The sequence below is a fragment of the Streptomyces sp. NPDC041713 genome (assembly GCF_055591085.1).
In genome coordinates, this window is record NZ_JBVIZY010000003.1 from 353,235 (window position 1) to 373,923 (window position 20,689).

The 20,689-nt window shown below is 72.5% G+C and carries 22 protein-coding genes and 1 pseudogene; 9 read left to right on the top strand and 14 right to left on the bottom strand.

What is annotated here, in order from left to right; all coding sequences use genetic code 11:
* Positions 1-12: 12 nt before the first annotated feature.
* A complete protein-coding gene (locus ACZ6CV_RS11210) occupies positions 13-861 on the bottom strand; it encodes a hypothetical protein (RefSeq protein ID WP_469250572.1) in 849 nt (282 codons plus the stop codon).
* 169 nt (positions 862-1,030) lie between these two features.
* On the opposite strand from ACZ6CV_RS11210, the gene ACZ6CV_RS11215 reads away from it, so the two are divergent.
* Entirely contained in the window at positions 1,031-2,905 is a 1,875-nt protein-coding gene (locus ACZ6CV_RS11215; RefSeq protein ID WP_469250573.1) for a bifunctional metallophosphatase/5'-nucleotidase, read from the top strand.
* 79 nt (positions 2,906-2,984) lie between these two features.
* Here ACZ6CV_RS11215 and ACZ6CV_RS11220 read toward each other — a convergent pair whose 3' ends face one another.
* Both ACZ6CV_RS11220 and ACZ6CV_RS11225 read right to left on the bottom strand, forming a co-directional pair.
* Positions 2,985-3,218 carry a hypothetical protein gene (locus ACZ6CV_RS11220; RefSeq protein ID WP_469250574.1) on the bottom strand — a complete coding sequence of 78 codons (234 nt, stop codon included), beginning with the start codon at positions 3,216-3,218 and terminating at the stop codon, positions 2,985-2,987.
* Positions 3,219-3,339: 121 nt separating this feature from the next.
* Positions 3,340-3,534 (bottom strand): annotated as a pseudogene (locus ACZ6CV_RS11225) (MFS transporter); the annotation flags it as partial.
* Positions 3,535-3,798: 264 nt separating this feature from the next.
* On the opposite strand from ACZ6CV_RS11225, the gene ACZ6CV_RS11230 reads away from it, so the two are divergent.
* From ACZ6CV_RS11230 to ACZ6CV_RS11240, 3 genes are all read left to right on the top strand, one after another.
* Positions 3,799-4,104 (top strand): hypothetical protein, encoded by a 306-nt coding sequence (locus tag ACZ6CV_RS11230; RefSeq protein ID WP_469250575.1) that lies wholly within the window; start codon positions 3,799-3,801, stop codon positions 4,102-4,104.
* Positions 4,105-4,192: 88 nt separating this feature from the next.
* Positions 4,193-4,984: a DUF1838 family protein gene (locus tag ACZ6CV_RS11235; RefSeq protein ID WP_469250576.1), complete on the top strand. Its 792-nt coding sequence runs from the start codon at positions 4,193-4,195 to the stop codon at positions 4,982-4,984.
* A gap of 108 nt (positions 4,985-5,092) precedes the next feature.
* A complete protein-coding gene (locus ACZ6CV_RS11240) occupies positions 5,093-5,458 on the top strand; it encodes a PH domain-containing protein (RefSeq protein ID WP_355812567.1) in 366 nt (121 codons plus the stop codon).
* A 37-nt stretch (positions 5,459-5,495) separates the two neighbouring features.
* Here the strand turns inward: ACZ6CV_RS11240 and ACZ6CV_RS11245 are convergent, their stop codons facing one another.
* A complete protein-coding gene (locus ACZ6CV_RS11245) occupies positions 5,496-6,329 on the bottom strand; it encodes a hypothetical protein (RefSeq protein ID WP_469250577.1) in 834 nt (277 codons plus the stop codon).
* Positions 6,330-6,436: 107 nt separating this feature from the next.
* On the opposite strand from ACZ6CV_RS11245, the gene ACZ6CV_RS11250 reads away from it, so the two are divergent.
* From ACZ6CV_RS11250 to ACZ6CV_RS11260, 3 genes are all read left to right on the top strand, one after another.
* The gene (locus tag ACZ6CV_RS11250) at positions 6,437-7,138 is read left to right on the top strand and encodes a TetR/AcrR family transcriptional regulator (protein WP_469250578.1); all 702 of its coding nucleotides are present in this window, start codon (positions 6,437-6,439) and stop codon (positions 7,136-7,138) included.
* A 153-nt stretch (positions 7,139-7,291) separates the two neighbouring features.
* On the top strand, positions 7,292-8,464 hold the full coding sequence (locus tag ACZ6CV_RS11255; RefSeq protein WP_469250579.1) for an abortive phage infection protein: 1,173 nt from the start codon (positions 7,292-7,294) through the stop codon (positions 8,462-8,464).
* Positions 8,465-8,582: 118 nt separating this feature from the next.
* The gene (locus tag ACZ6CV_RS11260; protein WP_469250580.1) at positions 8,583-9,587 is read left to right on the top strand and encodes an SGNH/GDSL hydrolase family protein; all 1,005 of its coding nucleotides are present in this window, start codon (positions 8,583-8,585) and stop codon (positions 9,585-9,587) included.
* Here the strand turns inward: ACZ6CV_RS11260 and ACZ6CV_RS11265 are convergent.
* Complete coding sequence (locus ACZ6CV_RS11265; protein ID WP_469250581.1) at positions 9,553-9,852, bottom strand: DUF397 domain-containing protein; 300 nt, start codon at positions 9,850-9,852, stop codon at positions 9,553-9,555. The genes ACZ6CV_RS11260 and ACZ6CV_RS11265 overlap by 35 nt on opposite strands.
* Positions 9,812-10,660, bottom strand: a complete 849-nt coding sequence (locus ACZ6CV_RS11270) for a helix-turn-helix domain-containing protein (RefSeq protein WP_469250582.1) — start codon at positions 10,658-10,660, stop codon at positions 9,812-9,814. Before ACZ6CV_RS11270 ends, ACZ6CV_RS11265 begins: the two co-directional genes overlap by 41 nt.
* Before the next feature lie 133 nt (positions 10,661-10,793).
* Between ACZ6CV_RS11270 and ACZ6CV_RS11275 the strand changes: the two genes are divergently transcribed.
* Positions 10,794-11,279: a DUF7144 family membrane protein gene (locus tag ACZ6CV_RS11275; protein ID WP_469250583.1), complete on the top strand. Its 486-nt coding sequence runs from the start codon at positions 10,794-10,796 to the stop codon at positions 11,277-11,279.
* Positions 11,280-11,317: 38 nt separating this feature from the next.
* A complete protein-coding gene (locus tag ACZ6CV_RS11280; protein ID WP_469250892.1) occupies positions 11,318-12,568 on the top strand; it encodes an ion channel protein in 1,251 nt (416 codons plus the stop codon).
* 200 nt (positions 12,569-12,768) lie between these two features.
* Here ACZ6CV_RS11280 and ACZ6CV_RS11285 read toward each other — a convergent pair whose 3' ends face one another.
* The 8 genes from ACZ6CV_RS11285 to ACZ6CV_RS11320 all read right to left on the bottom strand — a co-directional run bounded on the left by ACZ6CV_RS11285 (position 12,769) and on the right by ACZ6CV_RS11320 (position 20,648).
* The gene (locus ACZ6CV_RS11285) at positions 12,769-13,749 is read right to left on the bottom strand and encodes a transaldolase family protein (RefSeq protein WP_469250584.1); all 981 of its coding nucleotides are present in this window, start codon (positions 13,747-13,749) and stop codon (positions 12,769-12,771) included.
* A complete protein-coding gene (locus ACZ6CV_RS11290; protein ID WP_469250585.1) occupies positions 13,746-14,774 on the bottom strand; it encodes a ketoacyl-ACP synthase III family protein in 1,029 nt (342 codons plus the stop codon). The genes ACZ6CV_RS11285 and ACZ6CV_RS11290 overlap by 4 nt, the downstream gene beginning before the upstream one ends.
* Positions 14,775-14,822: 48 nt before the next feature.
* Positions 14,823-15,929, bottom strand: a complete 1,107-nt coding sequence (locus ACZ6CV_RS11295) for a VOC family protein (protein ID WP_469250586.1) — start codon at positions 15,927-15,929, stop codon at positions 14,823-14,825.
* Positions 15,930-15,994: 65 nt separating this feature from the next.
* Positions 15,995-16,780 (bottom strand): SDR family oxidoreductase, encoded by a 786-nt coding sequence (locus ACZ6CV_RS11300; RefSeq protein ID WP_469250587.1) that lies wholly within the window; start codon positions 16,778-16,780, stop codon positions 15,995-15,997.
* A gap of 117 nt (positions 16,781-16,897) precedes the next feature.
* Positions 16,898-17,995: a zinc-dependent alcohol dehydrogenase gene (locus ACZ6CV_RS11305; protein ID WP_469250588.1), complete on the bottom strand. Its 1,098-nt coding sequence runs from the start codon at positions 17,993-17,995 to the stop codon at positions 16,898-16,900.
* Between the two features lie 16 nt (positions 17,996-18,011).
* The gene (locus ACZ6CV_RS11310) at positions 18,012-18,482 is read right to left on the bottom strand and encodes a hypothetical protein (RefSeq protein WP_469250589.1); all 471 of its coding nucleotides are present in this window, start codon (positions 18,480-18,482) and stop codon (positions 18,012-18,014) included.
* Positions 18,479-19,360 (bottom strand): cupin domain-containing protein, encoded by an 882-nt coding sequence (locus ACZ6CV_RS11315; RefSeq protein WP_469250590.1) that lies wholly within the window; start codon positions 19,358-19,360, stop codon positions 18,479-18,481. The genes ACZ6CV_RS11310 and ACZ6CV_RS11315 overlap by 4 nt, the downstream gene beginning before the upstream one ends.
* A complete protein-coding gene (locus tag ACZ6CV_RS11320; RefSeq protein ID WP_469250591.1) occupies positions 19,353-20,648 on the bottom strand; it encodes a sedoheptulose 7-phosphate cyclase in 1,296 nt (431 codons plus the stop codon). The genes ACZ6CV_RS11315 and ACZ6CV_RS11320 overlap by 8 nt, the downstream gene beginning before the upstream one ends.
* Between the last annotated feature and the right edge of the window lie 41 nt (positions 20,649-20,689).

Genomic DNA, 20,689 nt, shown 5'->3' on the forward strand with positions numbered 1-20,689 from the left:
CGGCCGCGCGGGTCAGTTCTGGTTCACCGGCCAGACGGCGGCGGGGTCGCAGTGGTCCGGGCAGGCCAGCAGGTAGATCTCGTTGCCGAGGAACAGCGCGTCGGTCTCGTCGCCGAACTCCATGCCTTCGGGCACCTGGCAGAGGTACGCGAGCTCGGCGCCGCACGCGCACCGGTACTGCTCGGGCGACTGCGCCCAGGAGGGGATGCCCCCGACCTTGAACACCTGGGCGCCGCACCCGTAGGGGTCCGGGGTGTCCTCGAAGGGCTGGAGTGTCAGGGGCAGGGGGCGCAGGGAGGGTTCGGCGTCGGGGTCGGGGACGAGGTCGGGGCCGGGCTTCGTGCCTTCCTGGGGTTCGGGGGCGGGCAGGAGCAGTACGCGCCAGAACGGGCTCGGGTAGTTCGGCTGCGGAGCCTCCCAGAAGCGGGGCGCGAGCCGCCCGCCGTCGGTCACGTCGGGGTCGGACGCGTCGTTGTGCGTACGGCAGTGGAAGACCAGGAGGTGGTCGCCGCCGAAGTACGCGATGTCCGGGGGGACGTCGAGCTGGAAGAACAGCGCCATGCGCCGGCCGCAGAAGCAGGTGGGCCAGGGGTGGGTGGGGGTGGGGGTTCGGGTAGCGGCGCCGGTTTCCCTACCCGTACGGGTAGGGGTGCCAGTTCCCGTACCCGTACCCATACCCGTACGGGTAGCGGTGCTCGTTCCCGTACCGCCCCCGTCGTCCTCCTCCGCGCCGAGGTACGGCCAGCCGCCCACCGAGTTCCGCGCCGGGCCCGCCAGCGGCTCGTTCCCGACCTCGATCACATAAGCCGGCAGCGCCTTCGGCCCCGTCCCCGCCACACCTTCAACCACCCGTATCGACATCCGCACACCTTAAGGTCCGACCCGCCCCACGGCCGCCCCCCGCGTCAGGCCCGCGTCAGCCCCTCGCCGGGCAGACGGCGACTCGCCCCCGGGCGCTCATGGAGTGACAATCCGACCGGCTCTGGCGTGTCCGGCGTCCATACGATACGTAACTTTATAACTTCCGAGCGTGACTGAATTCGCGCATCGCACGTCCGCTCGTTCCGCCTGCCTCTTCAAACGTGTCGTCCTCGGCTGTGCCGCTCTCGCGCTGGGGATCGTCCTGCTCGTGCCCAGCCTCGGGGGCCCCGCGGAAGCGTCCGCGTCCGCTCGGGCGGCCAAGCCGGCGGGGGCGGCCGTGGCCGCGGCCGCCCCCGCGCACGGCTCCCGGGGTGGCGTGCCCGTGCAGCTCATCGCGCTCAATGATCTGCACGGCAATCTCGACCCGGTGGAGGGAGCCGCCGGACGCGTGGTGCGGGGCGGCGGAGGGGGAGGCGCAGGCGGGGGCGGAGGTGCCAGGGGGAGTGGGGTGCAGGCCGGTGGGGTGCCGCAGCTCGCCACCCTCGTGGAGAAGGCCCGCGCCGGGCAGCCGAACTCGCTCACCGTGGGTGCCGGCGACATGATCGGGGGCAGTCCCCTCCTCTCCGCGCTCTTCCACGACGAACCCACCGTCGAGGCGCTCGAACAGCTCGGGCTCGGCGTCAGTTCCGTCGGCAACCACGAATTCGACGAGGGCGCCCGGGAGTTGGAGCGCATGGCGGGCGGCGGCTGTCACCCCGAGGACGGGTGCGCGCCCGGCGGCGGGTACAACGGCGCGGACTTCCCGTATCTCGCCGCGAACGTGACCCGTAAGGGCAGCAGTGAGCCGCTGCTGCGGCCGTACGACGTGAAGCGGTTGCCCGGCGGGCAGCGGATCGGCTTCATCGGTCTCGTCACCAAGGACGCGCCCGCCTCGATCAACGCCTCCCAGATCCGCGACCTGGAGTTCAAGGACGAACTGCCGGTCGTGCAGCGGTACTCGAAGGAACTGACGCGGATGGGCGTCAAGGCGCAGGTGCTCCTCGTCCACGAGGGCGAGGCCGCGCACGGCGTCGCGGGACAGGGTGACTGCGACGACGGCGGGCCCGCGGCCAAGCTGCGCGGCCGGGTCAAGGGGATCGCGCGGAAGGCGCCGGGCGCGGTGGACCTCGTCGTCAGCGGCCACTCGCACGACGCGTACGAATGCACGGTCAAGAACCCGGAGGGGAAGCCGCGTTCGGTGACGCAGGCCGACTCCTTCGGGCGGTCCTTCACGGACCTCCGCTTCCGCCTCGACGGCAGCGGGGACGTCATCCGCGGGACGGTCCGCGCGAAGAACCGTGTCGTGCCGGTCAGCACCCCGAAGCATCCCGGGATGACCGACCTCGTGGAGACCTGGCGCAAGCGGTCCTCCACGGTCGCCGACCGGACCGTCGGCTACGTCTCCGGCGATCTGCCGGGCCGTGGCTCGCCGAAGAAGGAGACCCCGCTCGGCAGTCTCCTCGCGGACGCGCAGACGGAGGCGACCGCCGACAAGGGTGCCGATCTCGCCCTGCTCAATCCGGGTGGCATGCGCGCCGATCTCGTGCACGCGGGTGATGGTGCGGTCACGTACGCCGACGCGTACCGCACCCAGCCCTTCTCGACCTCGCTGACGACGATGACCCTTACCGGTGCGCAGCTGATCGCCGTACTGAAGGAGCAGTTCACCGGCGCCAACGCCGACGATCCGTTGTTCCTGCAGCTGTCTTCGGGGCTCCGGTACTCGGTCGACATGAGCCGTTCCGGCGGCGCCCGGCTGCTGACGGACACGGTGAGGGTGAAGGGGGAGCGGGTCCGGGCCGGGGCGAAGTACCGGGTGACCGCGAACGACTTCCTCGCGAGCGGGGGCAACGGCTTCGGCACGTTCGAGAAGGGGACCGAGCGGGAGGGCGGGGGCGTCACGCATCTGGACGCGCTCGTGCGGTACCTGGAGAAGCACTCCTCCGGCCCCGGCTCTCCGGTGCGTCCGCCGGCCGCCGGGCGGATCACTTTTGTGGGGCGGTAGGTAGGGAGGGAGGGACTTAGCGACAGTCGGTGGGGGGTGGGGCCGTACGTGGGGGGGGTGAGGCGGTACGCGGGCGGGGTTAGCCGCTGCCGCCGTCGCCGCCTCCGGGGTCGCCGCTGTAACTGCCGCTCGTGTAACGGCTGTTGCGGCGGCGGTTCGCCTTGTTCATGGACACGGCGACGTCCGCCGTGGCGATCGTCGCCTTCGCGATGCCGCGGACCCAGCGCGGGGCGCCGCCCCGCGAGGACCAGATCGTCGCGGCGAGGCCCGCGGCGGCGAGTACGGCCACGATGGCGAGCAGAACGGTCATCATTGGTCCGCCCCTCCCTTTCCGTCCCATGGGCCCTGGTGGTTCCGTCCCAGGGGCCCTGGTGGGTTGATCGGCCTTTCCCAAAAGGAGGGGATTCTGTCCGGCTTGGTTCCTCGCCGTCACGTCAGGCGCGGTTCCTCGTGGGGAAGCCGTGGCGCCTCGCCGCCGTCACCACCAGCAGCACCGGGATCAGGAGCAGCAGGATCGTCCAGGGGAACGACGACGTACCGGCCAGGCCCAGCAGGACGCCGCCGAAGACGCCGCCGCCCGCCATGGCCACGTTCCAGAGGGTGACGAGCATGGCCTGCGCGGCGTCGGCCACGCCCGTCGTTCCCGAAGTCGCCGTCGGCTCCGAAGTCTCCGTCGGCTCCGGGGTCGTCGCCGCACCCGTCTCCCCCGCCGCGCCCGCCGCGCCCGCCTCGCCCGCCGCGGTCTGCAGGAGTGTCGGGGCGCCGCCCCACCCCACCGAACCACCCCGCGCCGCCGAGCTGATCGCCGCCCCGTACCGGCGTACCCGCCGTCGACGTACCCACCGCCGACGCACCCGCCGCCACCCCTTCGCCCGCCCCCTGTGACCGTCCAGATGACCGTCCCGGTGACCGACGAACGGCCCTGGACGCCCGAGGAGGCGCAGTCGGGGTGCCCCGTGTGCCGGACCCTGCCCACGACCTTCGCCGAGTCCTGGTCCTGCGACGGATGCGGCAGCCTCTGTGTCCGGAGCAGCGACGGCGACGTCCTCCTGGACGCGCCCCGGGGCCGGCGCCCCTCCGACGTCAACGCCTACATCTGTCCCGTGTGCGCGCTGCTCGTCCACCCGATCAAGATGCGGAGCGCGGACTGTCCCCGGTGCGGCACCAACCTGGTTCCGGGCGCGTTGGGCCGCTACTGAAGCCACTCAAGTCACTGAAAGCCACTGAAAGCCACTGAAGCGCCCCGTTCTCCGCCCCCCGGGCCCACACATCCCGCAAAGTACTCGCATGACCTCCCCCATACCGGAACCGGCCGCCCCGCAGACCCCCACCCCGCAGACCCCCGCCGAATCCCTCCGCGACCTCGCCCGGACCCGGGCCTCGCTCGACGGTGCCGAAGTCACCTACTGGTGGTCCGGGAGCGTCTACTCATGGGCGCCCGACGAGCCCTACACGCGGCTCTTCGGGTTCGAGGGGCTCAACGTCTCGCGGCTCGTCCAGCACGCCGAGGACGGGCCCGACGCGTACCGGCTCCTCAGCCGCGAGGCCGCCTTCTACCTCGACCCCGTCAGCGGCGAGATCCTGGAGGAGTGGCAGGGGCTGCCCGTCGCCCACGTGTGGAACGACCCGGCCAACCAGCGGTGGCGCCCCTTCCCCGTCCCGGCCACCGACCTCGGGGACCAGGTCTGCCTCAGCCTGGAGATCCCGCTCGCCTACCCGTCCCCGCTGCCCGTCGCCCAGTACCCGCTCAACTCCGCAGGGGACACGTACAAGGCGCTTGAGCTCTTCCAGTTCTTCGTCGGCCGGGCCGATCTGGCCGGGCCGGCGCCGAGCGTGCCGGCCACCATGTCGTGGACGCGGATGTCCCCCTGGCTGCCGTGGATGGAGCGCGGGCAGCGGCCCGGCGGGCTCACGTACCACTGCCGGGGCCGCAAGCTGCGCTCGTACGAGGAGGTGCCCGCCCGCACCCGCGCCTACGTCGCCGAGCACCACCCCAAGTTCGCGCACGCCCCGGAGAAGTGGACCGAGCCGAACGAGACGAGCTGGACGTACTTCCGCAAGCTCCACCCGCCCAAGTAACCCCGCCTCCCCCGCCTCCGGTGGGCCCGCCCCCGGCTCCGGTGGCCCAGCCCCCGCCAACCCGCCCGGATACAGTTGGCAGTCACACGAATCACAGGGGGGCCTGCCATGGCACTGTTCGGAAACGCGCACACCGTCGACCCGATGAAGGCGCAGGGCGAGTACGCGCGGCTGCTCGGGCACGGGGAGCAGGTGCACGCCGCGTACACGCTGATACGCGACACGATGCTCTTCACCGACCGTCGGCTGATCATGGTCGACAAGCAGGGCATCACCGGCAAGAAGGTCGAGTACCACTCGATCCCCTACCGCAGCATCACGCACTTCGCGGTGGAGACCGCCGGGCACTTCGACCTCGACGCCGAGCTGAAGATCTGGATCTCCAGCAACCCGACGCCGATGCAGAAGACCTTCACCAAGGGCGTCGACATCTATGAGGTCCAGGCGATCCTGACCCAGTTCGTCGCCCGATAGCCCACCGCACCCGAGGGGGAGCCGGGGGCTCGCGGGCTCAGCAGCCCGACGTCGTCCGGGGACGCCGCTCAGCCGTCCCCGGCCCCGCCTCCGGCCCCGCGCCCGCCCGCGTCCCCGACTCCCCGCGTCTGCGCCACACCGCCCACACCCCGGCCCCCAGCGCGAACCCGTACGCCGCCACCAAACCGTGGCCGTTCTCCTGGGTGAACCACATCGCCAGGCCCAGGGCCGGGACCGCCGCCGCGAGCAGCCGGTCCGTCACGGAGTTGCCCGTCACAGCGCCGCCCGCCGCAACCCCGCCCGCCCCCTTCACGTCACCCTTCGACGACGTGAAGGTCCGCAGCAGCAGGGCCGCCGCCAGCGTCGCGCCCAGGAAGTACGTCGCGCCCGAACTGCCCGCGAAATTGCGGGGATCCGTGCTCGTGCCGCCGCCGATGCCCAGCAGGTCGTCGATCCGCTCCGGCAGGAGGATGCCGGACAGGAAGAACAGCAGCGTCGGGCCGCCGCCCCAGTACCAGTGCGCAAGCGCCGCCACGACCGCGAGCGTCGCGATGTTCCAGAGCGCGCCCCCGACCCCGCCGTTCTGCATGAAGACCGACGTGAACACCCGCCACCAGCCGCTCTCGGACGGGTCGGCGTCCAGCGCCTCCATCGCCCCCGACCAGCTCAGCTGCAGCAGTACGCCCGCCACGGCGAGGCCGCCCAGGACGGCCGTGGCCCATGGGAACGGCCGGCCCCGCAGCGCGTCCAGCCCCGACGTACGGGCCCCGGCGCCTTCGCCGGCCGCCATCGGCTCCATCAGTGCGCGCCCGCACTTGGCCATCAGCACCATCAACGCCGCGGTCGTCACGCTGAACAACAGTCCGCCCATGTCCCCCGAACCAGCCTTTCCAACAGTGTTCGAAACCGGTCGATGCCGAGGCTAGCACCGCCTGACCCGTTTTCAAACAGCGTTTGAAACGCTGTTACGGTGGAGGCATGAAGCTCACCAAGGAGCGCATCGTCGACGCAGGTATGGCCACGTTCGCCGAGACCGGGTACCACGGCCTTTCCATGCGCCAGGTGGCCGACCGGCTCGGCGCGCACGCGGGCAGCCTCTACTACCACGTGCGCGGCAAGGACGAACTGCTCGCGCTGATGGCCGACCGCGTCTGCCGGCACGCGTACGACGCCGCAGGCACCGCCCTCGCCGCCCTTCCGCCCGACGCGACCTGGCAGGACCGGATCGAGGCGCAGGCCACCGAGTTGCGCAGGAGCCTCCTGCGGCACCCGGGCGGCGCCCTCCTCCTCGCCGACAGCCCCGGCACGCTCAGCACGGGTGCCCTCTCCCTGATGGAGCGGCTCCTCGCGACCTTCGTCGGCGCGGGCGTCCCCGTCGACGACGCGGGCATCGCGGCCGACACCCTCCTCAGCCACGTCACCGGCTTCGTCCTCCAGGAGCGCCCGGAGGAGCGGGGCGCGGAGGAGCGGGGCGCGGCGGACGGGAAGTCCCAGGGCGCCGCGCCACCCCCCGTCACCGCCGAGGTCTACGCCGACCTGTGCGCCCGTTTCCCCCTCGTCATGGAGCAGATGCCCCGGCTCGGCCAGGACGAGAAGTTCCGGCGCAGCGTGCGGCTCCTGTGTACGGCGTTCCGGTCGCTCGCGTCGGACGGGCCGGAGTCACCGGCCGGCACGGCGTGAACCCTAAGTCGGCTTACGGGTACGGGAGTTCAGCCCACCGGACCCGTGCGGTCGACCAAAGGACGATGAACCCGTCCCCCTCCCCTCACCATGCTGGCGTCGTGCGGCGGCACGGGTCGCGGCGCGGGGCCACAACGGGCGGGAGCCAGCGACATGGCGCATAACGACAGCAGCAAGGCCGGCGGCATCAGCAGGGGACGGTTCCTGGCGGGCGCCCTCGGGGTCGCCGGTGCCGTGGGAGGCCTCGGTGCGGCCGGGGCACTGAACGGCCTCGGCCCCACCGAAGCCGCCGCCGCACCCGGAACCCGGCACCCCCGCCTCACCCACCGCGGCGTCTGCTACGAAGTAGGAGACGGCGAGTCCCCCGCCACCCGCTGGACCGCCCCCCGCATGCGCGCCGACCTCCGCGCCATCCGGCACGACCTGCACGCCGACACCGTCTCCGTCTTCGGCACCGGCGTGCACCGGCTCGCCGCCACCGCGTCCGAGGCCGCCGAGCGCGGCCTGCGCGTCTGGCTCCAGCCCCGCCTCGCCGACGCCCCGCACCGCGACATCCTCGACCACATCGCGGAGACCGGCCGGCACGCCGAGCGGCTGCGGCGCCAGGGCGCGGACGTGCACCTCAGCGTCGGTGCGGAGTTCGTGCTGTTCGTCCCCGGGATCGTGCCCGGCGACAACGCCCTGGAACGCGTCGAGAACCTCCTCAAGGGCACCTTCGACCCGGAGAAGATGGTCCGCCGGCTGCACGACTTCATCGCCCGCGCCGCCAGGACCGGCCGCTCCGTCTTCCACGGCCCTCTCACCTACGGTGCCGCGCAGGACGACGACGTCGACTGGTCCCTCTTCGACGTCGTCAGCGTCAACTACTACGGCTACCACCGCAGTCGGGCCGCCTACGTCAAGGAGCTCACGCCTTACCGCCGCTGGGGCAAGCCCGTCGCCGTCACCGAGTGCGGCTCCTGTACGTACGAGAACGCGCCCCGCGACGGCGGCATGGGCTGGCACGACGCCGTCGACTACACCAAGGAGCCCCCGGAGATCGCCCCCGGCCTGCGCCGCAGCGAGCGCGCCCAGGCCGCGTATCTCCTGGACCTCTTCGACGTCTTCGAGTCCATGAACCTGCACGCCGCCCTCGTCTACCAGTTCGTCACTCCGGACGCCCCGCACCGGCCGGACGACCCACGCCACGACCTCGACCTCGCGAGTTACAGCCTCACCAAGACGATCTGGAAACGGCCCGACGACCCGGCCGCCGGCTGGCACTGGGAGCCCAAGGAGTCCTTCCGCGCCCTGGCCCACCACTTCGAGCGCGTCGCCCGACCCTGACCCCGGCCCTGACCCCGGCCCGACCCCGGACCCGAGTTGGCAGGCGGATGCCTTCCGTCCATCCCGCCCATGTGTTTGCCTGGGGGCCATTTCGGCTGTCTGGGGCGGGAGTTGCCGCATGCGCATACGGGAGCGGATACGGGAACGGACACGGAACCCGTGGGTCGTGGGCGTGCTGGCCGGCGTGCTGCTGCTCGGCGCGTGCGGGGACCCCGGGGGCGGGGGCGGGGACGACGGTGGAAAGGCCGCCGCACTGCCGGAGGCTCCGTCCGGCGCGGCACGGGACGGCGCCTCCGCCTCGCCGCGCGCCTCCACGCCGCCGCCCTCCGCCACGAACCGGCAGCGCGCCGCGCGGAACCCGCCCGCCGACGCCCCCAGGACTTCCAAGGCCCCCAAGGTCCTCTACCTCGGCGACTCCCTCGCCATGGAGAACCAGGAGGTCCTCGGCGCCCACCTCCGCGACCGGCTCGGCGCCCGCTACCGCAGCGCGCCCTACTCCGGCACCACCCTCTGCGACTACCTCGACGGCACCGGCGAGGACTCCCTCGTCCCCGACCAGGACAAGGCCGCCGCGCTCGTCCGCGCGCAGCAACCCGACTACGTGGTCCTCCAGTTCTGGGGCAACGCGTGGGGCTACACGCCCTGCATGGACGGCATCACGTACGACAAGCAGCGCGCGCGGTATTACGACCGGTACGCCGCCGACGCGCGCAGGCTGGCCGCGCAGATCCACGCCGCGGGGGGGGGCCGGGGGCGGCCGCGTGTCGTGTGGGTGCTGCAGGGGCCCGACCCCATCACGCCCGACCGCGTACGTGGCGTCAACGGCCTCTACCAGGCGCAGGCCAAGGCCTCCGGTGACCTCGTCGCCGATGCGGGCCGTTCCGTCGCCCCCGCGTCCGACCGCTACACGTGGGTCGAGACGCTCCCCTGCACGGCGTACGAGCGCGCGCACCCCTCGTACTGTGGCTCGGGGCGCGCGGCCCTGCACCGGAGCGGCGACGACTACCTGCACTTCTGTCTGGCGCCGACCATGGCGAAGTCCCGGCCCTGCCCGGTCCGTTCGCCGGGCATCCGGCGGATGGCCTCGGCTATCGCCGACCGGATCGGCGCAGATCTCCGCTGACGGCGGCGTCCACGAAGTGGCCGAAGGCGGCTGCGTTGACCGTGAAGGTGGGGCCTTCGGGGTTCTTGCTGTCCCGGATCGCGATGTCTCCGCTGCACGGGGCTTGGGCGAACTCGATGCATTCGCCGCCGGTGCTTCCGCTGTACGACGACTTCCGCCACGTCGTGCCGTTGAGGGGGGCGCATTCGATGCAGTCGCCGCCGGTGTTACCGCTGTACGACGACTTACGCCACCCCGAGTTGGGCAGATCCTGACTGGTCGCCATAGCTTTCCTCCAGTACGCGGCTGATCAGCTCCGCCGACTTCCCTTCCGGGAGGGCAGCGGCCTGCAAGTTAGCGTAACGGCGGGCGGCTTCGCGGACAGTTTCGGGGTTGGCGGTCATGTGGCCGGAGATCAGATCCTCCGTGTAGACGATTTCAGGGTCCCCGTCGAAGCGCAGTAGGTTGAACGAGCCAATGAGGCTGGCGTGTTCACCGACCGAGTAGGGCAGCACCTGGATACTCGTCCAGCGTCTGTCGACGAAGTTCAGCAAGTGACATAGCTGGTCCCGCATGACGTCCCGTCCTCCAACCGGGCGGTGCAGAACGGCCTCGTCGAGAATCACCAAGGACAGTGGCGGCCGCTCCCGTTCCAGTAGCCGCTGACGTTCCATTCGGGCAGCAACGAGGTCGTCGAGATTCTTAGGCATACCAGTGCTCAGCACGGCACGCGCATACTCCTCCGTCTGCAACAGCCCGTACACCAACTGGGCCTGGTACGTGGAGATATAGGTCGCCCTCGCCTCCATCTCCGCGTACGCCTGAAACCAGGTCGGCAACTGGCTCCGCAACACCAACCCCGCGAGCCGCGAGAAGTGGCCGTCGGTTCCCAGTGCCGCGTCGACCCGTTCGGAGAAGTCCCTCGTCGGGACCCTCTTCGTCGTCTCGACCTGGCCGACCAGGGACGCCGTGACGAAAACGCAGGAGCCCAGCTCCGCCTGGCTCAGGCTCGCCGCCTCGCGCAGGCGGCGCAGTTCGGAGCCGTAGTAGTCCAAAGGGGACGCCGTGGGATCGAGGTCGCGCGGTTTGACCATGTAGCTCAGCGTAATCAATCGACCGCGCCGAGGTGACCGGAATCACGTAACCCGTTCGGCCCCGCCCCGGTCGCCGCCGTCCGCGGCCCGCCGGACGCTGGGAGTCTCTGACGTCGAGACAAGAGGGGTGGCCATGAGCAGCGCGAGCGCACCCGGCACACCGGAGCACGGTCAGCACGGTCAGCACGAGCGGCACGAGCGGCACGAGCGTCACCACCACCACGGGACGAAGGCCGAGAGCCCCTGGGCGGCCGGCGGGACGATGTTCGCCGGCGTGCTGATGCTGGTGAACGGCATCCTCGGCATCTTCGAGGGCATCGCGGGCATCGCCAAGGACGACGTCTACGAGCGGATCGGCGACTACGTCTACAAGTTCAACCTCACCACGTGGGGCTGGATCCACCTGGTCCTCGGCATCCTCGTGGCGGTCGTGGGCTGGGGCATCCTCAAGGGTGCGAGCTGGGCGAAGGGCAGCGGCGTCGCGCTCGCGGCGCTCGCCATCGTGGCGCAGTTCCTGTGGCTGCCGTACACGCCGGTGTGGGCGCTCATCTCGATCGCGATCGGCGTCTTCGTCATCTGGGCGCTGTGCAACGACCGTTCCGACATCGCAGGGCCCTGAGCGCGGCCGCACGCGCGCGGGCCGCGGGGCTCGGGAGTCTGCCGCCGCAGGCCCGCGCGCTGGTTCCGCTGATCGTCCCGGCCCTGCTCGTCGGGGTCGGGGCGAGCCTTTTGCTGCTCGCGCTGAGCTGGGTCGCCGAGCGGATCCAGATCACGTTGTGGGAGCGGCTGCCGGACGCGCTGGGGGTGTCCGGGACGTCGGCGTGGTGGATCTTCGGCACGCTCACCGTGGTGGGGGTCGTCGTCGGGGTCGTGGTGTGGGCGGTGCCGGGGCACGCGGGGCCCGATCCGGCGACGACGGGGCTCATCGATCCGCCGTTGCCGGTGCGGGTGTTGCCGGGTCTCGCGCTGGCCGTGGTGATCGGCCTCGCGGGCGGGGTGAGCCTCGGTCCGGAGAACCCGATCACGGCCATCAACATCGCCCTCGCGTACACGCTCGGAATGCGGGCGATGCCCCGTACGAACGCCGTCCTGTGGGTGTCGCTCGCGGCGGCGGGAACGGTGGGCGCGCTCTTCGGTACGCCCGTCGCGGCGGCGCTCATCCTCTCCGAGGTCAGCATGGGCGACGATCCGCGGCCGTTGTGGGACCGGCTGTTCGCGCCGCTGGTGGCGGCGGGGGCGGGGGCGCTGACGACGGTGCTCGTCGCGCATCCGACGTTCCGCATCGACGTGCCGCCCTATCCGGGGGCGCGGCTGGTCGACGTCGTGTCGGCGGTGGTGATCAGTACGGGGGCGGCGGTGGTCGCGCTGGGCGCGGTGTACGCGTTTCCGTTCGTCCACCGGGCGTTCCGGCAGCTCGGGCAGCTCGGGCACCCGGTGCTCATGGTGGGGGTGGGCGGGCTCGTGCTGGGGGCGCTGGGGGCGCTCGGGGGGCATCTGACGCTGTTCAAGGGCCTGGACGAGATGAAGGAGCTGACGGAGCACGCGGGCGAGCACGGGGCGGGGAATCTGTTGCTGTTGGCCGTGGTCAAGCTGGTGGCGCTGGTGGTCGCGGGGACGTGCGGGTTCCGGGGTGGGCGGATCTTTCCTGCGGTGTTCGTGGGGGTGGCGCTCGGGATGTTCGCGCACGCGGTGGTGGGGGCGGTGCCGGTTTCTCTTGCGATCACTTGTGCGGTGCTGGGGGTGTTGCTCGCGACGACGCGGCAGGGGTGGTTGAGCCTCTTCACGGCGGCGGTGGTGGTGAGTGACTTGGCGTTGTTGCCGGTGTTGTGTGTGGCGGCGTTGCCGGCGTGGCTGGTGGTTACGGGGCGGGGGAGCTTGGACCTGGCCCCCCTCCGGGGCGTGGATTGATGTGAGCGGCGGGTGTTTGTTGTGGTTGCTCGCGCCGTTCCCCGCGCCCCTTAACGGGCTCGTTGTTGGGTGCGGGTGTTTTGTGGTTGCTCGCGCCGTTCCCCGCGCCCCTTAAGGGGCGCGTTGTCGGCTGCCGGGTGGAGTGTGGTTGTTCGCGGCGTTCCCCGCGCCCCTTACGGGGCCGTTGGTGGTGGTTCTCGTCAGGCCGGGAGTAGGTGGCGGTGGGGGGTTGTGCGGGGGGCCGGGGGCGGTTCCGTGGCCGGGGAATCCACCAGGATGTCGAACCAGGCCAGGTACGCCAGCGTGCGTTCCGCGTCGGCGTAGTGGCGCCATACTCGGTCGCCGCTCACCGTGCCGGAGTCCGCCAGGACCCGCGCCGCCGCCGGCGTCATCGACGTGGCCGTTCCCCGCGTCACCAGCTCCTGCACCGCGTGCGCCGCGCGGGCCGGCGTCGTGCCGGCCGTCACCCACAGCGGCCTCGGCTCAGGGACACCGGCGGCCGCCAACGTTCCCCAACGCGCCGACGAGAACGTCATCTCGTGCGTACGGTGCGCCAGGCGCGCGCACGCCAGGCCGGCCCGGCCCCGGAGCGCCTTCGCCTCGTCGGAGCCGATGAGGTCGAGACGGGCGTCGACGTGCCGCTCCAGCGCGGCGACGTCGAAGGAGATCAGGGACGGCGTGCGGGCGGGAGCGGCGTGCGGCCGGTCCAGGGCCGTCAGCAGCGCCGTCGCCACCTGCCCGTACTGGCACGGCGAGCACACCCCCGCCACCTCCACCGCGGTACCCAGCGCGAACAGGGCCCGCAGCGTCGCCGCGTCGGCCGCCCCCGCGGGGAGGCGGACGACCAGGTTGGGGCGCGCCACCTCGTCCCGCAGCGTGCGGGCCCTCGCGGCCCAGGAGGCGGCATCAGTACTGGTTCCGGTGCTCGTTCCTGGCGTCTTCTCCTCCGGCAGGGGGGCCGAGACCAAACCCTTCGCTCCCCCGCTCGCGCGGTGCAGCGGGAGCAGCTGGTCGCAGGCCTGCCTGATCTCCTCCACGGACGCACCGCCCACGCGGGCCCCCGCCGGCACGCCCTGCGCGAGCGCGCGCCGGACCTCGCGCGCGGCGCCTCCGGGGGTCGCCGAGACGTCGATCCATACGTCGACGCCCTCCGCCCGCAGGCGCTTCCAGGCGTGATTCACCGCTGCCTCCCCGTACCCGTTCTCTCCAGGACCGCGCAGGTCCAGCTGAAGCCCGCGCCCACCCCGACGAGCAGCACCCTGTCGCCGCTGCGGAGCGTGTCGTCCGCCAGGAGCTTGGCCACCCCGGCCGCCTGGTCGCCCGCGCCCAAGTGGCCTACTGTCAGGCCGAGTTCCTGGAGCGTCACCTCGGGGCCGATGCCGAGCGGGGCCAGGCACTGCAGGCGGGAGAGCCGGGCGCCGAAGAAGGGCACGACGACGGCCACCATGTCGTGGATGTCGCCGCCCGCCTCCGCGAGGCAGTTCTTGACGGCGGACATCATGCCGGTCTCGTTGCGCGTGGTGATCTCGTCCTGGGAGCGCCCGCGCAGGAACCCCTTCTTGCGCGCCACCAGGTCGAGCGGGCCCGCCTGGCTCCCGCTCGGCCGGAACGGCTCGTCGCCCCGGTGCAGTCCCTCCAGCATCGGCTGCGAGAAGGACGCCGTGGCGACGAGGCGCAACGGGCCCGGCCTGCGGGAGAGGACGACGGCCGTGCCCGCGTCGCCGAACGCGAGGCCCCGGTCGGTGCTCCAGCGCGGGAAGGCCGGGTCGGCGAACCGGTCGCCCGTGGTGACCAGGGCGGCGCCCGTGGCGGGGATCGCCGTGAGGCGCGCCGCCGCGTTCTCCAGGGCGCTCATCCCGCCGTTGGACATCTGGCGCAGCTCGTACGCCACGCAGTCGCCGTGGCCGAGCACCTGGTCCTGGACGTACGCCGCCGTGTTCCAGAACTCCAGGCCCTGGTACCAGCAGTCGGCGTGGATCAGCAGCCCCACGTCGCGCGCATCCCTGCCGCTCGCGGCGAGCGCCGTGCGGCCCGCGGCGACGGCGAGTTCGGGGCCGCTGCGCCCGGCGCTCACCGACACGGAGCGCTGGGCGCTCCGCTCGATCTCCTCGGCGGGCAGCAGGCCCGCGGCCACCGCCTCCCGGCCCGTCTGCAGCTCCCCGAACTCGGCGGCCGCGCTCGCCACGTAGATGTCGTCCCAGCGCACTCCCCCACCCCTTCCTGATTCCTTGCCATTCCTTGCCGGCGGTGCCGGTCAGCGGTTGGTCCAGCGCGGGCTCGGCCCGAACCTGCGGGCCGGCGTGTACCGCTCGTACGGCATGCCGGGCGGCATGTTGAGCACCTCCAGCTGGAAGCCGCCCACGCCGCGGAAGTACACCCAGCGGTCGCCGTGGATCGGGCCGCCGTCCTCGATCAGCTGCGGGTCGCCGAGCACCTCGGCGCCTTCCGTACGGTCGAGCCAGGCGGCGGCGCGGGCGACGTCGTCGACGAAGAACGCGAGGTGGTGGCCGCCCACGTCGCTGTTGCGGGGGCGCTCGGTGCGGCGGCCCTCGGCCTCGAAGGCGCTGAGCTCGACCGTGGTGACCGGGCCGAGCCGGATCGCCGCGGTCTCCTTGCGGAACGGTCCCTCCACCGCGTACTGGCTCCGCGCCGTCGCGGCGTCCAGGGACTCGGCGGTGCGGTAGACGAGTTCGCCGCCCATCGGTCCGGTGAAGAAGGCGACGGCCTCGTCGAGGTCGGCCACCGAGTAGCCGACGTGGCCGATGCCGAGGGCGCCGGGCAGGCCGCGCTGCCACTCCCCGTCGGGGCGGTACACGCGCGCTTCGGTGTCCCGCTCGTAGGGCAACTCGGCGGCGAGCTGGCGCAGTTCGATGCGCATGCCCCAGTTGGTGAGGAGGTGGATCCACCGGTTGCCGGCCGTCGGGCCGCCCGCGTCGGTGCGGGGTTCGCCCAGGACGCGGACGTGCGAGGAGCGGGCGGCCTTGGCGAGGGCCGCGTCCAGGTCGCGTACGTGGATGCCGATGTGGTGGCCGCCGACGTCGGTGAACTCCGGGGCCTTCAGCTGCTGTTCGGGCGCCGTGTACTGGAACAGCTCCAGGTTCGCGTCCGGGCCGAGCCGCAACATCGCGATGTGCGCGCTGGCGCGCGGGTGGACGCCGAGCTGGCGCGCCATCCAGTCGCTGTCGGGCTCCTCGACGGGTCCGAGCCGGTAGAGCACGTCCGCGCCGAGCACGGTGGTGCAGAAGTCCACGGCGACGTCGAGGTCCGCGACGGTGTAGGCGTAGTGGTCGACGTTGCGGGCGGTGGGGATGGACAGGGCGGTCGTGGTGTCCGCGGTGGCCGTCGGGGCGGTGGGTGACATGACGCTGCTCCAGGGTTGCGGGGTGCACCCGAGGTGCACGCGGGGAGGGGCGGAGGGGGCCGGGGTCAGACCGTGCCGGCGTGGGCGGCGTTGGCGACCGCGGCGGAGAGCGCCATGCCGCCGTCGATCAGGGTCGACGTGCCGGTCGTGTACGCGGCCGCGGGCGACGCCAGGTAGGCGACCAGGGCGGCTACCTCGTCCGGGCGGCCGGGGCGGCCCGCCGGGATGGCCGGGCGGGCGATCTGCGCGGCGTCCAGACCGGCCGGGACGTTGTTCATCGGGGTAGCGGTCTCGCCGGGCGCCACCGCGTTGACCGTGATGCCGTGCGCGGCCAGGTCCAGCGCCATCGCCTTGGTCAGCGCGCCCAGACCGCCCTTGGCGGCGCAGTACGTGCTGCCCTCCCCGATCGGGATGTGCTCGTGGATGCTGGTGATGTTGATGATGCGGCCACCGCGGCCCTGCGCGATCATCCGCTCCGCGGCGACCTGGCTCAGCCGGAACGGGCTGGTCAGGTTGACGTCGAGGATCCGCCGCCACTCCTCCAGGGTCTCCTCGACGACCGTCGCGCGCCGGTTCAGGCCCGCGTTGTTGACCAGCACGTCGATGCCGCCGAAGGCGTCCACGCAGTCCCGCAGGGCCTCGCCCGCGGCGGCCGGGTCGGTCAGGTCGAGCCCGAGGGTCCCGGCCCGTACGCCGTGCCGCACGGCGAGGCCGTCCGCGATCTCCTTGGCGGCGGCCGCCTGCCGCCCGTAGCCGACGACGAGGTCACAGCCGGCCGCGGCGAGCGCCTCGGCCACGGCGGCGCCGATTCCCGAACTGGCGCCGGTGACAACGGCGATGGGGCGATTCATGAGGGGCCCTTTCTGGTGGGAGGGGGAGGGAGTGCTGGGGGGAGAGGGAAGGGTGGGTGGTGGGCGCCCCTGACGCCGGGGGAGGGGTGTCAGGGGCGGGGGCCGACCACCTCCTTCTCAGGGGCGAGGGGTCAGTGACAGGGCCACCTTGGGTGCGGCCCGACGCCCCCTCTCGAGGAGTTCGAAGGCCTGGTCGACGTCGGCGAGCTCGAAGACGTCGGCGATCATGCCCTTGGCCGTGAGGACGCCCTCGGCGAAGAGCCGCAGCGCCCGCTCGTAGTAGTCGAGGCCGTGCCGTACGCCGGTCATCGTCACGCCGCGCAGCACCAGCTCGGAGGCGTCGACGGCCGGCAGCGGGTCGCTCGGCACGCCGACCGCGGCGATGCGGCCGCCGACGTCCGCGACGCGCAGCGCCTCCAGGAGCGCCGGCACCGCGCCGGACGCCTCGATGACGACGTCGTACTCGCCGTCGCGCGCCTCACCGGGCAGGAAGGCGTGCTCCGCCCCCATGCGCAGCGCGGCGCCGATGCCCGCGTCGTCGATGCCGACCACGTCGACCGTGCCGGCGACCCGGCGGGCCATCTGCACGGCGAGCAGGCCCATCGTGCCGGTGCCGAAGACGAGGACGCGCTCGCCGGGGAAGACCCCGACCTTGTCGAGCGCCGCGAGCACCGTGACCGCGGGTTCCGCGAGCGCCGCGGCGAAGTCGTCGACGCCCGGCGGGACCTTGGTCAGGGACTGGGCGGGGAGCCGGATGAACTCCGCCGCCGCGCCCTGCTGTCCGTAGAGGCCGACCTCCTTCAGCTGCGAGCACTCGTTGCGGCGGCCGCGCTGGCAGGCGCGGCAGCCCCCGCAGGAGAGCATGGTCTGCCCGACGACCCGGTCGCCGATCTGCAACTGCCGTGAGTACTGGCAGTTCCCGGCGATCGCCACCACACGCCCGACCCACTCGTGGCCGAACACGTGGGGCATCGTGGCCCTGCCGTCCCGCACGTAACTGGCCGTGCCGTGCAGGAGTTCGAGGTCGGTGCCGCAGATGCCGACCGTCGTGGGGGCCACCAGGACGTAGCCGAGCTCGGGGCCCGGTATCTCCACCTCGACCCGGCCGACCTTGTTGGTGTCCATGATCGCCGCGGCGCTCATGGAGCCGTTCGGCCAGCGGCCGCACAGCAGGTCGTCCGTGGGTGGCAGCACCTTTTCGTGGTGTTCAGCCAACGTAACCGCTCCTCGGTCAGCGCCCGTCGTCGGTCGGCGGGCGGAAAATCGGGGTCTGCTCGCGCGAGGGCAACTCCGGTACGCGCACCGGGAGCCGGGAGCTGACATCGGCGGGCAGCACGCGTACGGCGAGGAGTTCGAGCCCCTCGGCGCCCGCGGTCACCCGCACCGCGGCCCGCGCCTCGACGAGCAGCGCGCCACCGGCGTCGAGCACGTGCCCGTCGAGCGCGTGCCCGGCACCGTCGGGCGCCGGGTCCGTGTGCACCGACGCCGACCCGGCGACCGCGTACAGCGCGGCCTCGGTGCCGTGGGCCGGCTCGTGCGCCCAGGTGGCGCCGGGCGAGAGCCGGATCTGCTCGAAGGACTCGCACTCGCTGTGCAACATGCCGCGGCGGGCGAGGCAGCGCCAGGTGCGGCCGGCTTCGCCGCTCTCGGGCGCGGTGGAACGCAGCAGCCGGGAGGGCGCGGAGGGTGCGCTGACGATCACTGCGCGGACTCCGGCGACGCCACGGCGACCTCCGCGTGGAAGAGTTCCAGGCCCTCTCCGCGGTCCGCGCCGATGCGGGCGCGGGTACCCCGCGGAAGGGTCACGGCCGTGCCCGGGTGGAGCTCCGCGGCGTCGCTGCCGTTCTCGACCCAGCCGGTGCCGGAGAGCACGAACACCATGTGCTCGCGCCCGTCGGCCGCCAGCTCGACGGTGCCGGAGGCGTCGACCGTCTCCAGGGCGAGGGTGCGCAGCGGTCCGGTGAAGACGCCGGCGGGGGAGACGGAGCGCTCGGCTCGCAGGTCGTGCAGGCGTGCGGTGGGCACCGGGTGCTCCTTCTCGGGGGAAGCGGGCGCGGGGGTGGGTACGGGGGTGTGGGCGGCGGATACGGAGGCGGGGGCGGTCGCGCCGAGCGCCTCGCTGAAGCGGGGCGAGCGCATCTCGATGACCAGCCAGGCCAGATCGCAGTCGCCGGTGTTGCGCAGGCCGTGGACGGTGCCGAGGCCGGTGAGGAGGAGCGTGCCGGGCGCGATGGGGTGGGCGGTGCCGTCCAGGTAGATCTCGCCGGTCCCGGAGAGGATGAAGTAGATCTCCTCGGTCCGGGTGTGCCGGTGCTCGCCGCTGACGCCGCCCGGCGGCACGCACGCCCACTCGACGGCCTCCCAGCCGCCGCGCAGGTCCGCACCGGAGGCGAGCGCCTTCCAGCGGGTCACGCCGGTGGTGCCGTGCACGCCGTGGATGTGGGCGGGGCCGCCGACGTCACCGACGATCACCTCGCCGCCGAGGGTGCGGGCGGCGGAAGTACGGGCGGCGGGGGCGCCGTCGGCCACCGCGTCGTGCGTCACCGCGTCAGGAGCCGGTGCGTACGCGGTCTCAGACATGCTGCGGTCCCCCCACGCGCCGGCCCGCGACGCGCAGCTCGGCCACCGCGTCCAGGAGCTCCTGCTCGGTGAGGTCGTTGACGAAGGTGACGTCGCCGATGCCCACCGGGAGCGGGAGGCGCTGCATGCCGTCGCGGTGGCGGACGGTGTCGCGCAGCGCGGCCGTCAGGAGCTCCGGCCGGTCCAACAGGTCGTCCCAGACGGGCAGTTCGAGGGCGCGCATCACGTCGTGGACGCGCTCGGCGTCGGCGTCGCCGATCAGTCCGCGGCGCCGGGCGAGGACGGTGGTGAGCGCCATGTCGACGCAGACCGCCTCGCCGTGCAGCAGCGCGGGCAGGGCGCTCATCTCGACGGTCGGGCTGAAGGTGTGCCCGTAGTCGACCGAGCGCTCCAGCTTGGCCTCCCACAGGTTGGGCTGGAGCTCTTCGAGCATGCCCTGGATGGCGCGGCGCACGACCTCGCGCGCGGCGTCCTCACCCGCCTCGCTCTCGCCCTGGAACTTCTCGTTCAGGAGCTGCGGACCGTACTGCTCCAGGACGTCGAAGAGGCGCGCGTCCTTGATCAGGGCGATCTTGAGGATCTCCGCCATGCCGTTGCCGATGTGGCGCCGGTCGAGCGTGGCGAGGAAGGTGCGGTCGAGGAGGGTGAGGTCGGCGGGGAAGTAGGTGCCGAGCCGGTTCTTGTGGCCGTTGAAGTTGACCCCGGTCTTGGCGCCCACGCCCGCGTCGACCAGGCCGATCAGGGTGGTGGGGACGCGGATGAAGGGGGTGCCGCGGCGGTAGAGGCTGCTCGCCAGGCCGACGATGTCCATGAGGACGCCGCCGCCGATGACGATGAGGGGCTCCCGGCGCCGGTCCACGCCGAAGGCGTCCAGCTCCTCGACGATGCGCGCCGCGGTCTCGAAGCTCTTGACGGTCTCGTCCGCGGGGACGACACAGATGACGTGCTCGACGTCGTGGTAGTCGAAGTAGGCGCGGATGCGGTTGCCGTGCAGCAGGTCGACGTCGGAGTCGAGCACCACGAACCGGCGCAGGCGCTTGCCGGGGGCCGCGGCCGGCTCCAGCAGGTCGGTGCGCTCGAAGTCGAACAGGCCGTCGGCTACACGGACTTCGTAGCTGACGGGCTTGGCGGTACGGACCACCCACGCGTCGACGCGCTCGCTGTAGGCGTACAGCCCCGCGCTGGGCTGGGCCGCCGCTGCGTCACCGACGGAGCCGGCCGCACCGTACTCGGCGGCCTGGGCGCGCTCGCTGGGACGGCCCAGAAGTGCCGAATTGTTCCCGGACACGGATCACCTCAACTGGTTCGGAGAGAGCCTCTCGGTTGTGG